Genomic DNA, 24,385 nt, shown 5'->3' on the forward strand with positions numbered 1-24,385 from the left:
GAAAAAATATAAACGATTAACAAAAGAGACATTACAATATTAAATAATAGATAGTAATTATGAAAAATACAATTGATGGGAAAGCGCTAGTATATGCTGATGGCGCATATAACACTCCTAATGGTAAAACTGCACATGGATTGGTAAGATTCACGAATAGATATGAAGTAGTAGGTGTGATTGATCATAAATATGCAGGTCAGGATGCAGGTATGGTCCTTGATGGCAAACAGAATAATATCCCCATCTTCAAAGATTTGAAAGAGGCTATGGAAAAACTTGGTTCGGCTAATAAGCCTGAATCAATGGTTATTGGTTTAGCTCCCGATGGTGGACGATTACCAGCTGAAGCAAAAGATACCATAAAAGAGGCATTGAAATTGGGATTGAATATAGATAGTGGTTTGCATGATTTTTTATATTTAGACTCCGAACTGATGGCCATTGCAAAAAAAAATAATTGCCGTGTGAGAGATGTGAGACGAACACCCGACCGTGATCAATTACATTTCTTTACAGGAAAGATTGAAGAAGTCGATTGTTTGAAAATTGCCTTATTGGGAACGGATTCAGCAATTGGAAAAAGAACTACAGCATGGATTATTGTACAAGCTTTCAGAGATGCTGGATTAAAAGCTGAAATGGCAGGAACAGGTCAAACGGCTTGGATGCAAGGAGCGAAATATTCCATGATTATGGATAGTTGTATCAACGACTTTGTTTCTGGAGAAATAGAACATGCTGTTCATGAAGCTTGGAAAAATGAATCTCCTGACCTCATTATGATTGAAGGACAAGGGAGCTTGATGAACCCTGCATATCCAGGAGGTTTTGAAATTTTGGCTGCCGGAAGGCCTGATTATGTGATTGTCCAACATGCGCCGAAAAGAATGGAATATGACGGTTTCCCAGGTTATAAATTGCATTCCATAAAAGAACAAATCAATGCTATTGAAACCATTTCAGGTAAAAAAGTGATTGCAATAACTCTTAACCATGAAGATATGAGAAAGGATGAAATACTATCTGCTTGTGCAAAAATCAAAGAAGAAACTGGCTTGCCAACTTTTGATGTTCTCGAATACGGAGCTGAAGAATTGGTTGAACTTTTAAAATCTTATTTAAAATAATTCACTCCTTTATCGTAGAAATCAATAGAAAAATATCTACTGAAATTATTACATCAAAATTGTTACTAGAATGAAAATTACAGCCATTGAATACTTTAGGTTAGATATGCCATTGGCTGTCCCTTATACTATTGCTTATGAAACGGTAAGCAAAACCACCAACATTATTCTAAAACTAACAACGGACACAGGACTAACAGGTTGGGGATGTGCTGCACCCGATTTAGAGGTAACTGGTGAAGTAGCGGAGGATGTTATCAATAATATTGATACGGTCATTGTTAACTTACTGAAAAATCAATCGCCATTTCATATTGCACAATACACGCATCAACTTAAAACAATATGCCCAAATGCCTCATCAACCATTGCGATGGTTGATATGGCATTATATGATCTAATGGCACGAAAAGCACAAGTGCCTTTATATCAATTGCTGGGAGGTTATAGAACAGAAATACCAACAAGTATCACTATCGGAATTTTACCATTGTCAGATACGTTGCAACAAGCTGGTGATTTTTTGAAACAAGGATTTTCAATTATTAAACTAAAAGGTGGAGTAGACGTAGCAGAAGACATAGAAAAAGTATTGAAGTTGCGTGAAAAACATGGTAATGAATTTTTGCTTCGATATGATGCGAACCAAGGTTATACACCTAATGAAGCCATTGAATTTATAAACAAAACGAAAAGTGCAAAAATCGAAATCCTAGAGCAACCCACTGATCAAAAGAAGGAAGCGCAATTAGGTGAAGTTTCCAAAAAAATTGATGTACCTGTAATGGCTGATGAGAGTATTAAGACACTTAAGGATGTGTTCAGATTGGCAAGTAAAGACTTGATCGATATGGTAAATATCAAGATCATGAAAGTCGGCGGCATACTTGAATCACAGCATATCAACTCTGTAGCTCAAGCTGCAGGAATGAAGGTAATGATTGGTTGTATCGATGAATGTGCTTTAGGAATTTCGGCAGGACTCCATTTTGCATTGAGCAGTCCGAACATTGAATACGCAGATTTAGATGGGAATTTGGATTTACTTGGAGATCCTTTTGCTAATTTATTCGAACTAAAAAACGGAATATTATATCCTTCCAATTCTTATGGATTAGGGAATGTTAAGCTTTAGGTAAATATAATTTTAGACTATTGGCGTAAAGTAACGAATTTGAGTTTTGACAAAGGCGGAAGGATTAATCAACACCAAACACAAAAGCCGGGGCGTAGCAGTATGACTAAATCTAATGTTAGGATTATGGCCGAGAGTACCGTCCTTGAAGATTTGGACACAGGTAAAGTAGCGTCAATGTCGCTATTTTAAAGCAAAGGGTACTTGAAGACCATCAAGTCGATGGTACAGATGAAACCCTTAAAAACGCAATGAAAAAACTATTGTCTTTACAGGTCAGAGTACATCATACATCAATATTGAGATTATGTAGAAATACATATAAGTGAAAAATCAAATGAGAAAACCACAAAGGAAACCCTTAAATGGGTGCCTATCGCAATTAGTAATGCCAAATAGAATTTTGCAGGCAACTATCATAAGATCAAGGGTAAATACCTGCAATTATACCTAAATGAGTTTGTTTATAAGCTTAATAAAAGATATTTTGGAGAGAATCTTCGACAGGCTTGTTATTGCTAGCATTACAGGATTATGACCAATTACGGATATACAGATTTTTTTAAATTTTATTCTTTTTATTCCATGTTTTATTTTTCTATGTTAAAACCAATTGATATATTTCCTTTTTATTAAAAAAAAGTTAAATTTAGTGCCTGTCAATAATTAATTAATTAATCAAACACCTTAAGAGCACTTGAAAGTATTTCAAGACTGTGAAACTGTATTATGGCAAAAGCTTAAGCAAGGTAATACTGAAGCTTTAGGTCTGCTTTACGATAGGTATATTGACGACTTGATTTTATACGGAACGAAATTTTCACAGGACAAACAAACTGTGATGGATGGTATACATGATTTGTTCATCAATCTCTACAAATACCGAAATAGTCTGACTGATACTGACAATGTCAAATACTACCTACTGCGTTCCTTGAAGAATCAGATTCTTAAGGAGTCAAAAATTAAACATATTTTTATTCCTAATACTCTTCTTCCAAAAAGCTATATGAATAAAAATAGCACAGCTTCCCATGAAGATCATATTATTGAAACAGAATATTTAGATCAAAAGTCATTTAGATTAGCTGATGCCATAAATAGTTTGAGTAAAAAGCAGAAGCAGTGCATCTTTCTGCGCTTTAATGAAAATCGTCAATATGACGAAATAGCAGAAATAATGAATGTTTCTGTAGAGACCTCCAGAACAATTATCTATCGAGCAATAAAGGTGCTACGATCTAATCTAACAACAATTGCACTTTTATTTTATATATTTCTTTAAAAAATTGTCTATAAAACCAAAATTACTGACTTATATCTATTAACGGCTTGTATTTTATGTATGGAATTGTTTCAGCAAAGCAATACAATTGAACTTATGATAGATTCATAAAGTATGAATATTACAGATAAAGAGAAAAAACAATTACGAAACAGAATATCATTGTCGGTTTCAAAATACATACAACGCCAACGTTATTTGAAATATGGATTCGGACTGTCAGCAGCATGTATTCTTGCATTCTTTGTGCTAACCCAAAACGAGAATATCCATCAGCAATCGTCTCCAATAGACAATTTTGTTAAAACATTGGTGGTGCAACCAATTCCAGGTCAAATCCAACTTGTTTTAGGTGATCAACAAAATATTAACATTGAGGAAACAGAAACAGCAATAAGCTATTCAAATACGGGAGAACAAATTACTATTGGTAATTCCAAGTCGGTAAACCAAAAAACTCTCAAAGATCAAAAGGTTGTTTTTAATACCCTGATTGTGCCATACGGAAAACGTTCTTCTATTGAATTGGCCGATGGTAGTAAAGTATGGCTCAATTCAGGGTCTAAATTGGTTTTCCCTGCTGCTTTTACTAAAGAGAAACGGGAAGTGTATCTTGAAGGTGAAGGGATCTTTGAAGTTGCTCATGATGCATTACATCCATTTATTGTAAAGTCCGGAGATCAGAATATTGAAGTTCTTGGAACCATATTTAATGTTAGTAATTATAACGATGATCATGCTATAAATACAGTTCTTAAAAGTGGTAGTGTGAAAATAAGTTATAATAATTCAAAATCACTGAACTTTAATGAAAGTGTTGTATTAAGTCCAAATACAATGGCAGTATATGACAGAAATGATAATAGTATTAAAACCCAAAAGGTCGATGTCCAAAAATATTTTTCGTGGCGAGATGGTATTTTTATTTTTAAGAATGATTCATTGGAGTCGATTATGAAAAAAGTCTCGAGATATTACAATATTGCAATAGTCATCAATGACAAAGAATTGGCGAGCACCACTTTTTCTGGGTTTCTAGATGTCAATGAGAATGTAGAAAACGTTATTAAAACCATTCAAGAAACCACAAAATTTGATTACACTATTATTAACAATAAACTCAATATTAACTAAAAAAAATTGAAATAATTAGAGCATAATCAGACACCATGAAAAACCAGAAGATGCGTCAACATCCTCTGGAATTGAAGAATTAACATCACTGAAAGCACAGTTATATTAACCACTAAAACAAAATTATGAATAAATATGAGAACCCTTATCCCAAACAAAGGATAAAATCTTTTAGATACTACTTGCTACATATTATGAGAGTCTTTCTATTATTAATGACTATTGGTTTGGGATCTGTTTTTGCCAACAGCAACTCAGCTCAGACTAAAATAGATATCAATGTGAGAGACATATCTTTAGAAGAATTATTTAAAGAAATTCAAACTAAAAGTGAATTTATCTTTTTCTATAAAGACGATGTAATGAATCATAAAGTGTCTCTAAAATTGAAGAAAGCTACCCTTTCCGCAATTTTGGATAAAGCATTTGAAAATACCAATCTGACCTATGTCATCGATAATAGACAGGTGGTTATTAAAGAAGAAGTGAAATCGCCAATAAAAACAACTTCTGTCAAAATGGAAATTCAAGATCGAACCATTAAAGGAACTGTTTTGGATGATACTGGTGCACCTCTAGCAGGAGCGACGGTTATCGTTAAAGGAACATCGAAAGGTGTTACTACCGATTTTGATGGAAATTTTGAATTGAAAGTTTCTAATGATGCCACTACTTTGGTGATCTCATATTTGGGATATGTAACTCAAGATGTCAATATCGTAGGCAAAACAACTTTAAATGTAAAGATGGCTGCAGATAATATGGCACTTAGTGAAGTGGTAGTAATTGGATATGGCACAGAGAAAAAAGCTTTGTTAACAGGTTCTGTATCTGCCATTAGCTCTAAAGAAATTGAAGATTTACCAGTTTCAGGAGTTGATGGAATTTTACAAGGTCAAGCATCTGGTGTTCAGGTATCACAAAATTCAGGAACTCCTGGTGGTGAAATGTCTGTTAGGATTAGAGGTTTGAGCTCCATTAGTGGATCAAGTCAACCATTATATATCATTGACGGCATTCCGGTAACTACTGGGAATTTTGGTATGATTGGCTATGAAGGTCAAGGCTCAAGCGCAATTACGGATTTAAACCCGAATGATATTGAATCCATCAGTATTTTGAAAGATGCTTCCGCAACCGCTATTTATGGAGCAAGAGCTTCCAATGGGATTGTTTTGATTACGACTAAAAGAGGAAAAACTCAAAAATCAGTAGTGACGGCAAGTGTTTATACGGGTGTTCAAAGAGCTTGGAACCGTTTGGATATGCTAAATTCGAGACAATGGATGGAATACAGAAATGATCTCACCAAATCTACGGTCTTTACTCAAGAACAAATGAATAATATCACTGTTGATACGGACTGGCAAGATGTGATTTTTAGAACGGCGCCTATCAATAGTTATGAGTTATCGGCCACGGGCGGTTCTGATAAAACGAAATACTACATGGGAGGTACAATGTTTAAACAAGAAGGTATTTTGATTGGTACCGATTATAAACGATTGAACGGAAGGGTAAATTTAGACCATGAATTGTCCGAGAAATTCTCAATTGGTACAAGTATTGGTTTGACTTATTCAAAAACAAACCGTGTAGAAGGTGACCAAACAACTCAAGGGCCACTTCCTAATGGTATTTCTACACCTGCAATTTTCCCGGTGTTTAATCCAGATGGTAGCTACAACCAAAATGGGCCTTATTCAAATCCGGTCTCTATTGCGAATGAAGCCATCAATCAAAACTTCTCTTACAGAACGAATTCAAACGTGTATCTAGATTATAGAATCACTCCAGATTTGACATTTACCACCAAATGGGGTGTTGACTTCTTGAATTTTAGAGAACATGCATTTGAGTCTAGAAAGACAGTTCAAGGAGCTAAATACAATGGTTTAGGATTTGAGACTTATAGCAATATAATTAACGTAGTTTCTAATAATATTCTTAAATATAAACACGATTTTGACAAACATAAAATCGAATTTTTAGCAGGATATAGTTTCGAAAGCTATGAATACCGAAATTCTTTCATCAGAGGCCAAGATTATGCTGATGATAATTTACAATACATCAGTGCGGCATCTACAATTGTTTCTGCGAGTGCGAGTGCTACAGATACGGGTTTAAGATCCTATTTTGGAAGAGCTAACTATAATTATGACAATAAATATCTGTTTGATGCATCTGGTAGATTTGATACTTCTACAAAATTTGGAGAAAACAACAGAACAGGGTTTTTCCCAGCAGGATCTGTTGCATGGAGAGTTATAGAAGAAGAATTTTTGAAAGACAGCAACATTTTTTCAGACTTAAAACTACGTGCGAGTTATGGTCTTACAGGGAATGATGATATTAGTCCGTTCCTCTTTTCAGAATTATATGGTAATACATCATATGGTGGTCAACCAGCGATTTATCCAAGTAATATCCCAAATCCTGATTTGAAATGGGAAACTACACGTCAATTAAACCTTGGTTTGAATCTTGGTTTTTTCAATGATAGATTAGCAATTACTGCAGATTATTATGACAAACAAACCAATGATTTATTATTAAGTAGACCGCTCCCATTGAGTTCTGGGTTTTCATCCATCACTCAAAACGTTGGTAAAGTTGAAAATAAAGGAATTGAGATTACCGTGTCTTCAAGAAACTTTGTTGGAGAATTTATTTGGAGTACACTCTTCAATATTTCAGGTAACAGAAATAAAGTACTTGAGCTTTACAATGGCCAACCAATTGATGATATTGGAAGAGGTGGTAACAGAATCATGGAAGGTCAACCTATCGGTATCTTCTACAGTTTCGAATCACTAGGTGTAGATCCTTCTACTGGAGATATTGTTTATGCTGACACAAACTTTGATGGCGTAATTACTTCTGAAGACAGAACGATTGTTGGAAATCCACATCCAGATTTTATTGGAGGTCTTACAAATAATTTCTCTTACAGAGGATTCGATTTTAGCGTATTCCTTCAAGGTTCTTACGGAAATGACGTTTTCAATGGTTCTAGATTATATTTGGAATCTCTACAGGGTGGGGATAACCAAATAGCGGCTGTCACTAGAAGATGGAGACAACCTGGAGACATTACAGACATTCCAAGGGCGACTTTAGAGCCCGTGGCAACACAAAACAAAAGAATCTCCTCTCGTTTTATTGAGGACGGATCTTATTTAAGGGTCAAAAATGTGACTTTTGGATATACACTGAATCAAAAGACGATGCAAAAAATGTTTTTCACTAGTGCTCGTTTCTATTTCAGCGTTCAGAATTTGTTCACCTTTACCAATTATTCAGGCCTAGATCCTGAAGTGAATTATAGAGGAGACGATAATTCGGTTATTGGCACCGATTTCTTTACCTATCCACAGGCACAAACATTCACTTTCGGTGTTAATTTAAAATTATGATGACGATGAAAAAGATTTCTATAATAGTTATGGTATTATTGACAGCCATGTCTTGTAATACCTTGGAAGTGGAACCTCAAAATTCCATTCCCGCAGCTGGTGCTTTCCAAACTAAAAAAGATATTGATAGAGGAATTCTGGGTGCTTATGCGAGCTTTCAGAGTTTAGGCTACTACGGTAGAATTTATGCCATTTATTCAGACTTGGCCGCAGATAACTTAATCCATTCTCCGGATGCTACGGCGTCTGATAATGCTGAAGTAGACAACAATAACATTCTTCCAGAAAATGGTTTCGTGCGTGGAATGTGGGTTAGCTGTTACGATGGTATTAATGTTGCAAATAATGTCATAGATAAAGTTCCAGTTATTGAAGATATGACTGAAGATGAACGCAATGCTGCTTTAGCTGAATTGTACTTCATCAGAGCGTTAAACCATTTTAATCTTATGAATTATTTTGGAGCTATTCCTTTGAAACTGCAACCAACTGTTGGGGTGACAAGTTTAGATGCTCCTCGAAATTCTGTAAGTGAGGTATATGCGAAAATTATTGAGGATTTAACGTTTGCTTCGAAATATTTGAGAACTTCTGGTGTCAAAACAAGAGCAACAAAATATGCTGCAAAAGCACTACTAGCGAGAGTTTACCTTTATAAAGGTGACTATGCGAAAGCTTCAGATTTGGCGAATGAGGTCATTGAAAATGGTAATTATACCATATTATCAAATTATGCTGATATTTTTGCTGACGATGGATCTTCAGAATCGATTTTTGAAATCTATTTTTCTCAAACAGAGAGAAATAGAATAGCAGAATATAATTTTCCCAAATCCTTAAATGGAAGACGTGAAGTGCAACCAGATCCGTCTGTTTTGGCGGCTTACGAAGTGAATGACAAGCGTTTTGATGCCAGCGTTGCATTTGCCGGTTTAGAACCTTATGCTATTAAATATGACGACTTAAGTTTAGGAGCAGACAATTTTATTGTCATTCGTTTAGCAGAAATGTATTTAATTAGAGCAGAAGCAAAAACGAATCTCAATGGTGATATTGCTGCGATAAAGGATGATATAAATGTGATTAGAAAAAGAGCCAACTTAAATAACACCAAGGCAAATACTATTTCCCAATTAGCTACTGCTATAGAAAATGAAAGACGTGTGGAATTTGCATTTGAAGGTCAAAGATGGTTTGATTTGGTAAGAACGGGAAGAGCGATTGCTGTTTTGCCAAATGTCAAGAGCATCAACCAAACCTTATTTCCAATTCCATCTGATGAAATCCAAACTAACAATGATCCAGGGATGACTCAAAACCCAGGATACTAATCAACTAATGACCATCTTAAATATAGATCTTATGAAAACTAAATTTCTAAATTACCTAATGATAAGTGTCTTCTCTTTAGCATTTTTTTCATGCCAAAAGGATGATGATGCGCTTGAACCACAATCACAAGCAGAATTTACTGCAAGTGCAAAAGAAGTGAAAATTGGCGAAGACATCCAGTTTACCAACAATTCCCAAAATGCTACGGCATACCTATGGAGTTTTGGAGATGGGACCACATCCAAGCAAGTGTCACCAAAAAAATCTTACCAATCCAGTGATGTGTTTTTGGTAAGTTTGGTTTCTACAGGTTCTGGAGGTTCAACAATTTCTAATATGGAAATTAAAGTTACGCCAGCAAGTGGTTTTACAGTAGCCGACGAAGATAACTTGACAGCTAAAATTCCTGTGAAATTTACCAATACCTCTTTAGGCGCTACGAGCTACAGTTGGAATTTTGGAAATAACGCCACCTCTACGGAGGAAAATCCATCTTATACTTTTCCATCAGAAGGAACTTTTACTGTAACCCTTACAGCTACCGGTGCGGGAGGCTCAAATACTTTTACTAAAGAAGTAATTATTGGAATTGCACCAGAATCACCGGCAGAAATATATTATATCGATGCTGTGAGCAGCTTTATGAGAAAACTCATTCTTGATGGTTCAGGAACCGTTAGTGATGTGGTAGATTTAGCAGGTAGAGCTGGTGTGGGCATGGCTTATGATGCTACTCATGATAAAATTTACTTTAGTGATTTTGATACTACACCTTTTGGAAATATTTGGAGAATGAACCGTGATGGTTCTGATTTGGAGGTGATTGTTGAAAACCTCGACGATCCTTATACCATTGCGCTAGATGTTGCAGGAAATAAAATATATTGGGTAGATGATGCGGGCAATGTTTCAAGAGCTAATTTAGATGGGACAAATGCCGAAATTGGTATTATAAATATGCCAGATGCTTCATTGAGAGGGATAGCACTCGATCTTAAAAATGGTAAAATGTATGTCTATGATGCCGAAGATGAAGTCTTATATGCCGCCAATTTGGATGGATCAAATCCTTCTATAATTATCTCAGGAGCTTTTGGATATGCTGTGGCCGTTGATACCGTTAATAACAAAGTATATTATGAGGACAATAGATCGTTAAAAAGAGCAGATCTTGATGGATCAAATATTGAACTCGTTGCTGCTAAAGCGACGCGGATTTACGGAATTCAAATAGATAATGAAGACAATAAATTATACTGGGGTGGACGTGATACCGGAGAAATCTATAGTGCTGATTTGGATGGGTCCAACAAAGTAACCCTAAAATCAGGATTAGGAAGTGTAAGAGGACTAGTACTAGTTAAATAATAAAACAGCAACAGATGAAAAATTCGTTTATAATATGTTTCATATTGGGTATTGCAATCAGCTTTCAGTCGTGTAAGGAAGATGATTTCCCAGTGCCACCAGCAAGTACGGTGCCTTCGTTTAAGTATACCATAAGTAATGATGAGTTTGCACCGGCAACGGTAACATTTTCAAATACGTCCATTGTGCCAGCAACTGTTGGAACGGCTACTTATTATTGGAATTTTGGTGATGGCTCCTCTTCTGCTGAAGCCAATCCGACGTATGTGTATATGGAAGCGGGCGCTTACAAGGTGAATTTAGTGGTCGCCACTGCGGGGTCATTAGAAATTAGGGAAACGTCCCAAACTCTGGTTATCAAAGATCCAAATGCTACAGGCACACCAATTTATTTCACTAATGGGGTACAGGTATATCAAGGATTGATTAATACGCAAGCGCCTATTTTCACGCCGGTAAATGGTTTGGTAACACAATCCTCATATGGGATGGTGATGGATACCTTGAATCTTAAATTGTATGTGAGTGACCTTGGTGCCAGTAAAATTTACAGAGCCAATTTAGACGGTAGTAACTTGGAAACGTTTAGATCTGGGCTTGACAGTCCTAACGGGATGGCCATTGATTATCTCAACAATCAATTGTATTACGATACCAGTAATGGGGTGCAACGTGCTAATATGAATGTCACCGATCTTTCTCAAAAAGAAAATTTCGTCACAGGTCAACCTAACGATCCTGAAGGTGTGGCTATTGATTTGCTACATCGCAAGTTGTATTGGATCAATTATGATGGCGGCGTGTGGTCTAAAAATTTAGATGGCACAGGCGAAAAAGAAATCATTCCAGGAGTTGAAGGCGCGAGTATCATGGTTGTGGGCGATCGTATTTATTTTGATGAATATGTGAGTTCTGGCGATGTCCGATTGAAATCTGCAAATCTTGATGGCACTGGTATTACTACCATTGCTACAGGAATCACACGTGTGATTTATGGATTGGCTTATGATGTCAACGAGAATAAAATCTATTGGGGTGACCGTAATAAAAATGCCTTAATGAGAGCGAATCTGGACGGTAGCAATGTCGAAGTTTGGTTGCAATCTACAGGAAATACAAGAGGAATCGTCATCGGAAAAAAACAATAAATATGAAGTTAAATGTATTGTTAGCAATTTGTGTGCTTATAGGGAGTGTGTTTTATAGCACTCCTATAAGTGCACAAAACGCAAAACCTAAAGGAAAACTAGTAATCATTGGTGGCGGGTCAAGACCTTCAGCAATGGTGGATCGGATTATAAAGGAATCAGGGATTGATAAATCGGGCTACGCCATTATTTTACCAATGTCTAGCGCTGAACCAGATTCTGCTGTTTATTATTCCGGAAAACAATTTATCGAGAAAGGCATAAAAAATATTTACGGTTTGGATTTTGTGAAAGATGAGGTCTTGACCACATCTAAAGTGGATTCCATTAGTAATGCCAAAATGATTTATATCTCCGGCGGCGATCAAAACCGATTTATGGATATTGTTGCCGGAACTGCGATCGAAAAAGCGATTCATGAATCCTACGCCAAAGGCGGTGTAATTGCTGGTACCAGCGCAGGAGCAGCGGTTATGAGCAAGTTGATGATTACTGGAAACGAACTCAAACATCCGGATTATTCGTCAACTTTCAGGAATATTGAGGCCGATAATATCGAAATTAAGACGGGATTAGGCATGTTGACCAACGTGATCATCGATCAGCATTTTGTAAAACGCAGTCGTTACAACCGCTTGATCAGTGCGGTTATTGAACATCCTGAAATGCTAGGCATCGGTATTGATGAAGCCACAGCCATTTTGGTAAGTGGTAACTACGCTGAAATCATAGGCGATTCACAAGTTATTGTACTAAAAAATCCCAAGCGTTCAAAAAATGTGCATGCCGATAAACTGGGCGCACATGACCTTCAATTGAATGTCTATTTACCAGGAGAAAAATTCAAACTTAATTAAGCTGATCATTTTGAAAAAAACATCACAAACAATTTTAGTGCTTTCAGTTCTGTTTTTAGGCACGTTTACATTTGCACAAAAAGGGAAAATGGAAAATAAAATTGTAAAATCGGTCGATCAACATTTAGACGCTTCCATTGAATTGCTTAAAAAAGCAGTGAATATCAATAGTGGCACGATGAACTTTGAAGGCGTGAAAAAAGTGGGCGAATTGTTCAAAGCCGAATTGGATCAACTCGGCTTTCAAACAGAATTGACCAATGGCGAAGCTTACAATCGCGCCGGACATTTGATTGCTAAACGTGAAGGCAAAAAGGGGCCTAAATTTTTATTGATTGGACATTTGGATACCGTTTTTGAATTGGACAGTCCATCTCAGGAATATACCATGCTCGATAAGAATATGATGAAAGGTCCAGGGGTTGCCGATATGAAAGGTGGCGACGTCATTATCATCTTAGCCATGAAAGCTTTAAAAGAAGCTGGGGTTTTAGATGATATGTCCATCGAAATTATCATGACGGGCGATGAAGAAAAAAGTGGTGAACCGATTGAACTTTCAAAAAAAGATTTAATTGAAGGTGCCAAACGTGCCGACATAGCTTTAGGTTTTGAAAATGGCGACAACAATCCTAAAACCATCGTGGTTTCTCGAAGAGGATCCTCCGAATGGCAATTAAAAGTGACCGGAGTTCCGGCGCATTCCTCGCAAATTTTCACGGAGGATATTGGCGTAGGTGCTATTTATGAAGCTTCCCGAATTTTGAATGAATTTTATTTACAGTTATCCAAAGAAAAGGATTTGACCTTTAATCCAGGGTTTATCCTTGGTGGAACCGATTTGAAAGTTAATGACGACTTAACAGGAGGTACAGCATTCGGAAAAGATAATGTCGTGGCGGAACATGCGATTGTACATGGCGACCTTCGCGCAACTTCTTTAGAGCAATTGGAAAGAGCTCATAAAATCATGAGAGAAATTGCATCTAATAATTACCCTAACACGACTGCAGAATTGATTTTTGTGGAGGGCGGATATCCGCCGTTGGGATTGACGGATGGCAATACTAAACTATTAAAGTTTTATGATGGCGTCAGTCAAGATTTAGGTTTTGGCGCTGTAGAAGCGGTCAACCCAAGGAATGCAGGCGCTGCCGATATCTCATTTACTTCGGGATATGTGGATATGGCATTGGATGGTTTAGGTTTGACCGGCGGTTCTGGAGATCATACGATTGAAGAAATTGGCGATTTGCGCACAGTGGCAACCCAAGCTAAAATTACGGCGGTAATGCTCTACCGTTTAGTTAATCAGAAGAAATAGAATGCGAAATAAAGGGCATATGAAGAAAATTACATTTTTATTTTTACTGAGTTTTCAAGCGCTGTTTGCTCAGAATTACACCGAATTCCTTACCGGAAATGCCACAGATGTTACCACCAATCATCTATCGGGAATCGTTTTAATGGGTGGCAATATTGACCAGCGCGAGGCCATGAAATGGTTTTTGGCTCAGGCCAACGGTGGCGATGTGTTGGTATTGCGAGCTTCAGGAGCAGATGGTTATAATAATTTTATGTATTCCCAGTTGGGTGTGACCATCAATTCCGTAAGAACTTTTGTAATTAATAACGCAGCTGGTGCTCTTGATCCATACGTACTTGAAAAAGTTGCCAATGCAGAAGCCATTTGGTTTGCTGGTGGAGATCAATATGATTATGTCAAATATTTTAAGGGCAATGCCATGGAAGATGCCTTAAATACCTTCATCAATACTAAAAAAGGAGTAATTGGTGGCATTAGTGCAGGTTTGGCGATTATGGGAAGTTCTTATTTTTCCGCTGAATTTGGCAGCATTGAAAGTGCTGGCGCCTTACTTAATCCGTATCATCCAGCGATAGCATTAGGTTATAATGACTTTTTGAAGATTCCGTTTATGGAAGATGTGATTACCGATTCGCATTTTGCCCAACGCAATCGTCAAGGCCGACTGAGTGTGTTTTTAGCCCGTTTTGCAAAAGATAATAATCGACGTTCCTTTGGAATCGGTTGCGATGAAGATACTGCGATTACTGTAGATAGCGATGGAAAAGCATCCGTCTATGGGCCTGGATCAGCTTATTTTTTACAGGCGAATTGCACTACAAATTTTGCGCCAGAAGTTATTGTAAAGTTTCAACCTTTGACCTGGAATAGAGGAGGAGAAGCCATGAAAGTCTATAAAGTATCTGGCACAACCGCTGGAACGAACTATTTTGATTTGTCCGATTGGCAAACCGGCAATGGTGGAATTTGGCAGAATTGGGCAGTTAATGCTGGCGTGCTTTCCATGGTTGCGGGTACAAATCCAGAATGTGAAAAACTTTCTACGCCCGATTTTGAAAACTTTACAGTTGAGGTTTATCCAAATCCAGTGTCCGATAAGATTTTTTTAAAATCAAAAAGTCCTGTGCAATCCGTCAAACTTTATAATGTTTTAGGAAAGCAATTTTCAACCACGCTGTCACACGATAATACGATTGACGTATCTAATTTAAGTTCTGGATTGTATATTTTAAAACTCTCTTCAGAAGCCTCAGAACAAACGTTTAAAATTTTAAAGAAATAAAAAACCACCCAACCACTATTTAACTTTAAAGACCTTGTATGCTAACCCATGCAAGGTTTTTTTATGCGATTTAATCTCTTTGTTTTCTAAGGAAATCTTAAGTTCTAGAATTAACGGCTCTTATCTTGAGTTTTATCTTCATATGCTTAGCGCTTCTTTTTAATATCAAAATCCAAAATGTTTGAATGAATGCAGATGGATTTTGAGCAAAATTCGAACATTTAATACATTCTTAACATTTACAGCTAAGGGTGAAATCAATTTATTGCGTTATGCTAGTGTATAACCTACAACCATTTCGGTTTGTAATTTAAAACACTAAAATAATAATGAAGAAATTTACCATTCTCTTTAGTTTTTTGCTCAGCATGAGTTTGATGGCGCAAAACACAATTCTAAATCAACCCTTACCAGAAAACGATCGGGTTACCAAAGGCGTTTTGCCGAATGGTCTTACCTATTACATCTATAAAACTGGGGTTGTCAAAGATGCTGCCAGCTACTATATCATTCAAAATGTTGGGTCGGTTCTTGAAAATGATGACCAACAAGGTTTGGCTCACTTTCTTGAGCATATGGCTTTTAATGGAACGGATAATTTTCCCGACAAGGGCGTTTTAAATACGCTTCAAAAGCATGGTGCCGTTTTTGGTAAAGATATCAATGCCTATACCTCTTTTGATGAGACCGTCTATAATATGGACAACATTCCAAACACGCCAGAACTTGTAGATACCTGTTTATTGATACTTCGGGATTGGTCCAACTATTTATCATTGGAAGATGATGAAATTGATGCCGAACGTGGGGTTATTAAGGAAGAATGGAGAACACGCCAAAACGGCCCAATGCGAATTTTTCAGAAGAGTTTGCCAACATTATTCAACAATACGGTATACGCCCAACGAATGCCAATTGGTTTAATGGAAGTGGTAGATAATTTTAAATATAAAGCGCTCAGAGATTTTTACCATGATTGGTATAGAACAGACTTACAAGCTATCGCCATAATTGGTGATGTTAACGTCGAGGATGTTGAGTCTAAAATAAAGACATTATTTTCTCCAATTCCTGCGGTCGATAATCCAAGAGAACGTTTTATCGTGAGTATTCCTGAAAACGACAAATTGATGTTCAGTTCGGCGAGCGATGAAGAAGTAACCACTGCAGAAATTACCTTCGGAATTAGACATCCAAAAAATTTAGGAGATGAAACTGTGACCGATTTGAAAGAATCCTTGCTGAATAGAATGGCTACCATGATGCTTTCTGATCGATTGAAAGAATTAAGTATAAAGCCAGATGCTACTTTTTTAGGAGTCTATGTGAATTATGGCGACAACTCTAGAGCTACCGATGAATTTATGTTAGCGATATCGCCTAAACCGGATCAACAGCATGCCGCTTTTGAAACGGTCATGAAAGAACTTAATCGTGCTGTAAAATTCGGATTTACATCAGAAGAAATTGACAGATCGATTACGAAGTTCAAAAATTCCTATGAAAACCAAATCAGTAAATTGAATGATCGATCGCACGCTTCCATTCAGAATATGATCCAAAAAAATTATTTGGAAAACAGTACAATGACGGATATTGCAAAAGAATACGCCCTTGCACAACAAATATTTGAGGCACTTTCTGTTGAAGAGATGCACGCCAAAATAAAAAGTCTTTATACAGCCAAAAACAGATATATAACCGCAACCGGCGCTAATGGCAACAAAAACCTTACCGAAGACGAAGCACTTCAAATCATTGCTTCTGCTGAAAGTGATCCATCGCTTACAGCTTACGCCGATGCGTTCAGCGGCAAGACTTTGTTGGGAGATCTGAAAATCAAAAAAGGTAAAATCAAATCTGAGAAAGCTAATAAGGCTACGGGGTCAACCACCTTTACCTTGAGCAATGGCATTAAAGTACATTATAAATTTGCGGACAAAAATAAAAATGATGTCGAACTAAACGCAGTGAGTTATGGCGGTTATTCTCTCGTGGATGACGCCAACCTATCTTCCGCTAATTATTTGAACAGCTTAGTACGAACATCAGGATTAGGAGATTACTCGAGTAATGATTTATCGAAAGTGCTTGCTGGAAAAACAGCATCAACTGGAATTTATATTTCAGATATTTCTGAAGTTGTTTATGGGTCTTCATCAACTAAAGAGGTTGAGTCCATGTTGCAAATGACCTATTTACGATTTGCAAAACCAAGATTTGATAAAGATGCTTTTGAGGTGCTTGTTGGTAATTTAGAAAATTATTTAATCAGTCGAACTAATAATATCAACGAGAAAATAAGCGATAGTATCAAAGTAGCGTTTTACGGAAAAAACAATCCGAAGCAACCTTTATTCACGCACGAATATATCAACTCAATATCTTTTGAAGCTATGCAGCACGTGTATGCCAAACGTTTTGAGAATGCTTCTGATTTTGAGTTTTTTATTGTTGGTGATATTAAAAAAGAGCAGTTAAAGCCCTTGTTAGAAAAGTACATTGCCAGCATCCCAACGAAAAAACAAACAGAAAACTACAAGGATAATTCGAGTCCATGGTTGAGCAAAACTATTGATAAGGAGATTCACTTAAAGATGGAAGATCCTAAAAGCAGCGTAAGAATTACCTATAAAAATGATTTTAAATTCAATCTTAAGGATGAATTGGTCGCGCGCGCCCTTGGCGATATACTTACATTGCGATACATGGAAACTTTAAGAGAGCAGGAAGGTGGTACCTATGGCGCCAGCGCTTATGCTGGGCTAATTAAACGCCCGGTAGAAAAAGCTATTATTGTGGTTGATTTTGATTGTAATCCAGAAAAAGTTGATAAATTGGTCAGTATTGTTCAGGAAGAACTGCTTAAAATTGCCGCTGGAGATATCAATCAATCAGATTTGGACAAAACCACCACTAATTATCTAAAGGAACGTGGTCAAGAAAAAGGTTTTAACCAATATGATATGGGAGTTTTGACTAATTTTTATCGTGAAAATTATGATATGAATGATCCTGCTAATTTCGAAGATATCATTAATAATATTTCAGTAAATGACATCAAAGAATTTACAAGTAAAGTACTCAATGGTGCAGATACTTCTGAAATCGTTGTTAAACCGTCAAATTAAAAATTCAGTATTATGAAAAATGTTGTGTGTCTATTTCTAGTTTTATTTAGTGTCCAAGCCTTTTCGCAGATCCATGATCCAGTGAAATGGAAAACATCGGTTACTAAAATTTCCGATACAGAGTATGAGTTGGTCGCTACGGCAACAATTCAGGGCCAATGGCACCTCTATTCGCAAACGGTTCCTAAAGATGGTCCTGTGCCTACAAGTTTTGTTTTTGAAGGCAACGCTAATTACCTTAAAAAAGGAAATACCAAGGAAGGCACTGGTCATGAAATAGATGACAAAGTTTTTAATATGCGCATCAAATATTTTGCTAAAACGGCCGATTTTAAACAACGTATTAAAGTCAAAAACAATAAGGCTTTTAAAGTAAATGCAGTGGTTGAATTTATGGTTTGTAATGATACTCAGTGTTTACCTCCAAAAGAGGTGGATTTGGTTTTTGATGTCAAATAGACCAAAAATAGTTTCCTATATAATTTAGAGAAATTGAAGAAGCCGTCTCAATACTAATTGGAACGGCTTTTTTTATATTTTGTACTCGGACTCCTATAAAAGAGTGATCTTCAAATATGCAAATCTCACAAGGGTTCAGGAAGTATTGAGACACTTTCTTTTTTATGGCTAAAAATCTGATTTTATTTGGGTTCAAATTAACTTAAACTATGTGTTTTATACATTTCGCTTTTAGCTTTTAAAAATTTTGACACGAATTTCACTAATTTTCACGGATTAGTTCATTCCCTGAATAGTCGCGTAATGTTTACTATAAATTTCACGAATGCAACAGACTTTCAATCTGTTTTCAAAATCGCCAAAACTTTCTCAGGGATTAGGAGGGGGTCTTAAATTTTGATCCCAATGCTTTACGGCATAAATCCATGTTCTATGTGCTATCAACGCAGTGGCGGTTACTGAGCTTGTCGAAGTGTCTTAATTCTTTTCCTGACAATAACGATTTTAAATGTTGATATCTTCCACATCAGAGATTTTTGGAATACAAACATTCCAATGGTAAGTGTCTTTTATTTTGACTCTAAACGCATCTAAAGCAGCGGGTTCGCCATGAATGAGATATACTTTTTCTGGGATGTTTTTGATGTCACTCATCCAATGCAGCAATTCATTTTGGTCCGCATGGGCCGACAGACTGTCCAAATGTTTAATCGTAGCTTTTACGGGATGATATTTTCCGGAAAATTTAATTTCATAAGCGCCGTCAAAAAGTTGTCGTCCGCGAGTGCCTTCTGCCTGATAACCGACTAACAAAACTGTAGTGGAAGCATCTTCAATAAGATGATCTAAATAAGTCAAAACGCGTCCGCCAGTAACCATGCCGCTTCCTGCTATGATTATTTTAGAGCGTTTGTCATCAATTGTTTTCCAGGTGTCCTTATAAGATTCAATAATAGTGACATGATTGCACATGGCATTATAATCAGATTCCGAAAGTTTATGCCATTTTGGAAAGCGTCTGAAAACTTCCAAAACATTATTTCCCATTGGACTATCCACAAAAATGGGAATGTTGGGAATTTTATTTTTCTGATATAATTTCCATAGAATAAACATCAAGGTTTGAAGTCGCTCTACCGCAAAACTAGGGATAACCAAATTGCCGTTTTTGTGAAGGGTTTCCACAATAATATCAGCAAGAATCTGATCCACATCCTCTTCTGGATGGAGTTTATTGCCATAGGTACTTTCAATAAAAAGGAAGTCGGCCCATTCTGGGCGTTTTGGATCTTCCAGTAAATAATCATCAGTTCGGCCAATATCTCCCGAAAACACAAAGCGTTTGGAATTAATGTCCAATTCTATAAAGGTGGCCCCAAGAATATGTCCGTTGTATTGAAAACGATAGGAGATATGCTCGGATAAAGTGATCCATTTGCCTGGCATTTCCACTTCAAACATACGTATGGTTTTTTCTGCTTCTGCAACGGTATAAAAAGGCAGCGCTGGATTGTGCTTGGTGAATTTTTCGTCATTGGCTTTTTTGGCTTCTTCCTCGTGGATTTTAGCACTGTCATTCAAAATAATTTCAGCAATCGCCAAAGTAGGTTCGGTTCCAATAATTTTCCCATTAAAACCTTGCTTGACCAAGCGTGGTAAGTAGCCTACGTGATCGAGATGTCCATGCGTGAGCAGAACGACATCAATGCCGCTGACATCAACTGGAAGATCCTCCCAATTGAGTTCGCGCAGTTCCTTTAAACCTTGGAACATACCACAATCGATCATTATATTTTTTTCGGAGGTTTCAATCAGAAACTTAGACCCCGTCACAACATTGGAGGCCCCCAGGAAACTTACTTTTACATGCTTGTCCATAATTTTAGATTTTACATAGCATTTTTATCTCATTCTGAATTTTTGCTTTACGGGATTCTGAAATCCCGAGATGGTCCAAGAAAAAAACATCGCCGATCAAGTCTTTACAGAGCACCACATTTCTGCTTAATAGGAACTGTTTTTCGCGATTGGTCAATAAGGTGGACACCGTTATGGGATATAATCCGAGTCGGTCAATGCGATTTCGCAACCCATCATTTTTGGGGTAATCCCAACTTAAAAGGTACAGGCCGATGCAATTTCCGTATTGTAAGGCATCTTCGGTAAAACAGGTGTTGGTCACCACCCAGCCGACATCTAATTTGGTGTCATGTGATTTTGAATCCCAATGGATTTTGATATCTTTAAAGCGTGACGCGATGTATAAAGGTACTTTAACATTGCAATTTCTGCCTTGTTCACTATGAAATTTGCATTCGATAAGCGTGGTCTTTCCATTTTTTACCGCAACAACATCAATTTCGTGCTTAACACAATGACCCTGCATAATTTCGCTGACTTGCGTATTATAACCCGAATATTTTAAAATTGCACTTATAAAACGTTCAAACGGATAGCCTGTTGGCCCCAACTCATAGATTGCTTTTTTAAGCTTATACTTTGATGCCAAATAACCCTCTTTCTTTTTTAATAAGGCAAATGCTCTATTATAGATTTCCTTGGTTGAAATGCCATCGTATAATTCGACCTTCACTTTATCAATAATATCATTTAGGGTTTGGCGGTCTGCTCCCGATTTCCCCAAAGAGGCGCGGAGTTTATCCATTGAAAACTTTACTTTTTCTCCAGATGATTTAATGATGTCAAGATTAGTGTCCATAGCTTTATCGAAATTGTGAATGAGGAATAAGTTGATTGATCTGTTAAAGTTAAAAAATTAAAGTGATAAAACGCTTGATAAATATCACGCAACGAGGTGAATAGATGAAAAAGTGTGTCTGTAGAATCAGAAGAATTTCTTGTGATAGGCTTTCATTGAAAATCATAATTTCCTAAACATCGAAATTTTTTAGCCTCATAGCAGGTGCTCAAAGTAGGTCTGAAGATGAGTTGTTGGCGCTAATAAATGAAAAAATAACACAAAAAATAAAAAATTCAGAGCTGTATTTATGAGAGTTGGGAAATCTCAGATACTGATTTTTTTGATGTGAAAAACAATTTTGTGATCAATGATCAAACGGTAGATTTTTATTTTGATGACTGTGTGATGTGTCCGTCATACAAAGGATCGTATTCCATTGAACTGCCCTTGGTGGAACTGCTTTCGGTATTAATAAAATCCAATACGAATCCCTTTGGTTTTGTGAAAAATTTAAATATTCATCTAAGATTATTCATTTAAAAATTGATCAAGCTTGTTCATTATCAGAGGTGCTGCTCATATTGGTGTTATTAAAGCGCTTGAGGAATACCATATCTCTCCAACATATTGTAGGATCGAGTGCCGGTGCGATTGTCGGTTGGCTTTATGCTAATGGCTATAAATGGGACGAAATCCTTGCGTGGTGGAGAATCAGCACAAATTATTAGAATGCGATATCATGATTTGCCCGCCTGAATTAAATAAATTTGGAACTTTCGACGGAAAAAATATTGACGAGATTGTTGTCATTGGATACAATGCTGCCAATGCTGCGCTTGACAAGCCTTAGATAAATTCAAGTTCTCTGCTATATCTTCTCGATAAAGTCAATAAGTTTTTCCACACTGACAAAGAAAGTGGCCCAGCTTAAAAACGAATAGAACTATTGTCCTCATGGTAAAAAGTTAATATCTTGTGCTCCAAATATGCAATGCGCACAATTGTTTAAACGAATGATTTTTCCTCTGAATATCATAAAACGGAGAGCGCATGGTTTGACAAACTTATTAATTACCCAACTATGATTTTTAAAAACGCGTCATTTCTAATTTGTTTTTTATTCGCAGTACTTATAGTCAGTTGTAAAGTCAATACTTCAGAAATTGTAACAAATAAAAAGACTCTTCATAAGGAAATTCAAAAACCCAATATTGTTTTTATCTATACTGATGATTTAGGTTATGGCGATATCGGTGCTTATGGTGCAACCGCTGTAGCAACACCTGCGATTGATGCCTTGGCCAACGAAGGAATTTTGTTTAAGAATGCCTATGCCACAGCCGCAACCTGTACGCCATCACGATATTCTTTAATGACAGGCGATTATGCGTGGCGTAAAAAAGGAACTGGTGTTGCAGATGGAGATGAGTCACTTTTAATTGATACGGCTAGAACCACTTTACCTAAGATTTTGCAAACAGCAGGTTATAAAACAGGTGTGGTTGGGAAATGGCATTTGGGCTTGGGCGATGGGAGTGGTCCCGATTGGAATGGGAAAATCAGCCCAGGACCTTTGGAAATCGGGTTTGACTATTCTTACCTAATTCCGGCAACAGGCGATAGAGTGCCGTGTGTTTTTGTCGAAAACCATCATATTGTTAATTTGGATCCTAATGATCCCATAAGTGTAAGCTACCAAGAGAAAATAGGAGATTGGCCGACCGGTAAAGAAAATCCAGAGTTGTTAACGCTGAAACCTTCACATGGTCACAACAATACCATTGTCAATGGGGTAAGTAGAATTGGGTATATGACCGGTGGAAAAGCGGCGCTGTGGAATGACGAAACGATACCTTTGGAATTGTTGGATAAATCTAAAAGGTTCATTGCATCTAGTAAGAATCAACCTTTTTTCTTATTTCTTTCTACCCACGACATTCACGTTCCAAGAATTGCCAATACCATGTTTCAAAATAAAAGTGGGATGGGACCAAGAGGCGACGTGATTTTACAGTTAGATTGGACCGTCAATGAAATCGTGAAAACACTTAAAGAGCAGAACTTATACGATAATACCGTAATCATTTTTTCTAGTGATAATGGCCCCGTGCTAGATGACGGATACCAAGATCGCGCCCAGGAGTTGTTAGGAGATCATCAGCCGACAGGGGGTTTGCGGGGTGGAAAATACAGTGCTTTTGAAGGCGGCAGTAAAATTCCATTAATAATCAGATGGCCAGATGGAAAAAATAAAGGAATGGTTTCTAAAGCTTTGGTAAGTCAGGTTGATTTTTTACGTTCTTTCGCGCAGTTGACAGGAGTTGAAAGTGTTAACGCCGATGTGATCGATAGCCAAAACAGATTAAATGTTTTTTTAGGTGATGATACAGTCGGAAGAAGTTCTATAGTTCAGGAAAGTATCAGAGGTCCATTGTCCTACCTTGAAGGTGAATGGAAATATATCGAACCTTTTGATGGACCAAAATTAGTGCCTTGGGGAACGAAAATTGAAACTGGATTTCAAAAAGAGCCGCAATTGTACCATTTAAAAAATGATCCGAATGAAACCGAAAATTTGGCCTCAAAATTTCCTGAACGCGTAAAAGACTTTAAAGAAAAGCTGGCGCATTTAAAAGTGAACCTTTAGCCTAAATAATGGGTTTTAAAATTTTTTTTT

Annotated in this window: 17 protein-coding genes and 1 pseudogene; 16 read left to right on the forward strand and 2 right to left on the reverse strand. The window is 36.9% G+C overall.

What is annotated here, in order from left to right:
- Positions 1-59: 59 nt before the first annotated feature.
- From ACOH2D_RS09740 to ACOH2D_RS09805, 14 genes and pseudogenes are all read left to right on the forward strand, one after another.
- Positions 60-1,130 (forward strand): N-acetyltransferase DgcN family protein, encoded by a 1,071-nt coding sequence (locus ACOH2D_RS09740; RefSeq protein ID WP_449535102.1) that lies wholly within the window; start codon positions 60-62, stop codon positions 1,128-1,130.
- 70 nt (positions 1,131-1,200) lie between these two features.
- Positions 1,201-2,265: a mandelate racemase/muconate lactonizing enzyme family protein gene (locus ACOH2D_RS09745; RefSeq protein WP_449535103.1), complete on the forward strand. Its 1,065-nt coding sequence runs from the start codon at positions 1,201-1,203 to the stop codon at positions 2,263-2,265.
- 90 nt (positions 2,266-2,355) lie between these two features.
- A pseudogene (locus ACOH2D_RS09750) lies at positions 2,356-2,803 on the forward strand (transposase); the annotation flags it as partial.
- Between the two features lie 159 nt (positions 2,804-2,962).
- Entirely contained in the window at positions 2,963-3,550 is a 588-nt protein-coding gene (locus ACOH2D_RS09755; RefSeq protein WP_449535104.1) for an RNA polymerase sigma factor, read from the forward strand.
- Positions 3,551-3,664: 114 nt separating this feature from the next.
- Positions 3,665-4,684 (forward strand): FecR family protein, encoded by a 1,020-nt coding sequence (locus ACOH2D_RS09760; RefSeq protein ID WP_449535105.1) that lies wholly within the window; start codon positions 3,665-3,667, stop codon positions 4,682-4,684.
- A gap of 194 nt (positions 4,685-4,878) precedes the next feature.
- Positions 4,879-8,103, forward strand: coding sequence for a TonB-dependent receptor (locus ACOH2D_RS09765; RefSeq protein WP_449535106.1), 3,225 nt, complete (start codon positions 4,879-4,881; stop codon positions 8,101-8,103).
- A 5-nt stretch (positions 8,104-8,108) separates the two neighbouring features.
- A complete protein-coding gene (locus ACOH2D_RS09770) occupies positions 8,109-9,434 on the forward strand; it encodes a RagB/SusD family nutrient uptake outer membrane protein (protein WP_449535107.1) in 1,326 nt (441 codons plus the stop codon).
- Positions 9,435-9,465: 31 nt separating this feature from the next.
- Positions 9,466-10,803 carry a PKD domain-containing protein gene (locus ACOH2D_RS09775; RefSeq protein WP_449535108.1) on the forward strand — a complete coding sequence of 446 codons (1,338 nt, stop codon included), beginning with the start codon at positions 9,466-9,468 and terminating at the stop codon, positions 10,801-10,803.
- Positions 10,804-10,817: 14 nt separating this feature from the next.
- Positions 10,818-11,951, forward strand: coding sequence for a PKD domain-containing protein (locus ACOH2D_RS09780; protein ID WP_449535109.1), 1,134 nt, complete (start codon positions 10,818-10,820; stop codon positions 11,949-11,951).
- Between the two features lie 2 nt (positions 11,952-11,953).
- Positions 11,954-12,808, forward strand: coding sequence for a cyanophycinase (locus ACOH2D_RS09785; protein WP_449535110.1), 855 nt, complete (start codon positions 11,954-11,956; stop codon positions 12,806-12,808).
- Positions 12,809-12,818: 10 nt separating this feature from the next.
- Positions 12,819-14,132, forward strand: a complete 1,314-nt coding sequence (locus tag ACOH2D_RS09790; RefSeq protein ID WP_348038915.1) for a M20/M25/M40 family metallo-hydrolase — start codon at positions 12,819-12,821, stop codon at positions 14,130-14,132.
- Between the two features lie 19 nt (positions 14,133-14,151).
- Positions 14,152-15,417 (forward strand): T9SS type A sorting domain-containing protein, encoded by a 1,266-nt coding sequence (locus ACOH2D_RS09795; RefSeq protein WP_348038917.1) that lies wholly within the window; start codon positions 14,152-14,154, stop codon positions 15,415-15,417.
- A gap of 329 nt (positions 15,418-15,746) precedes the next feature.
- The gene (locus ACOH2D_RS09800; protein WP_449535111.1) at positions 15,747-18,548 is read left to right on the forward strand and encodes a M16 family metallopeptidase; all 2,802 of its coding nucleotides are present in this window, start codon (positions 15,747-15,749) and stop codon (positions 18,546-18,548) included.
- 12 nt (positions 18,549-18,560) lie between these two features.
- Entirely contained in the window at positions 18,561-19,007 is a 447-nt protein-coding gene (locus tag ACOH2D_RS09805; RefSeq protein WP_348038921.1) for a protein-disulfide reductase DsbD domain-containing protein, read from the forward strand.
- A gap of 504 nt (positions 19,008-19,511) precedes the next feature.
- Here the strand turns inward: ACOH2D_RS09805 and ACOH2D_RS09810 are convergent.
- Positions 19,512-20,885 carry an MBL fold metallo-hydrolase RNA specificity domain-containing protein gene (locus ACOH2D_RS09810; RefSeq protein WP_449535112.1) on the reverse strand — a complete coding sequence of 458 codons (1,374 nt, stop codon included), beginning with the start codon at positions 20,883-20,885 and terminating at the stop codon, positions 19,512-19,514.
- A 4-nt stretch (positions 20,886-20,889) separates the two neighbouring features.
- Positions 20,890-21,726, reverse strand: a complete 837-nt coding sequence (locus ACOH2D_RS09815) for an ATP cone domain-containing protein (protein ID WP_348038925.1) — start codon at positions 21,724-21,726, stop codon at positions 20,890-20,892.
- Between the two features lie 664 nt (positions 21,727-22,390).
- Between ACOH2D_RS09815 and ACOH2D_RS09820 the strand changes: the two genes are divergently transcribed.
- Both ACOH2D_RS09820 and ACOH2D_RS09825 read left to right on the forward strand, forming a co-directional pair.
- On the forward strand, positions 22,391-22,558 hold the full coding sequence (locus ACOH2D_RS09820) for a hypothetical protein (RefSeq protein ID WP_449535113.1): 168 nt from the start codon (positions 22,391-22,393) through the stop codon (positions 22,556-22,558).
- Between the two features lie 231 nt (positions 22,559-22,789).
- Entirely contained in the window at positions 22,790-24,355 is a 1,566-nt protein-coding gene (locus tag ACOH2D_RS09825; protein WP_449535114.1) for a sulfatase family protein, read from the forward strand.
- The last annotated feature ends 30 nt before the right edge of the window (positions 24,356-24,385 follow it).

The organism is Gelidibacter sp., assembly GCF_053579655.1.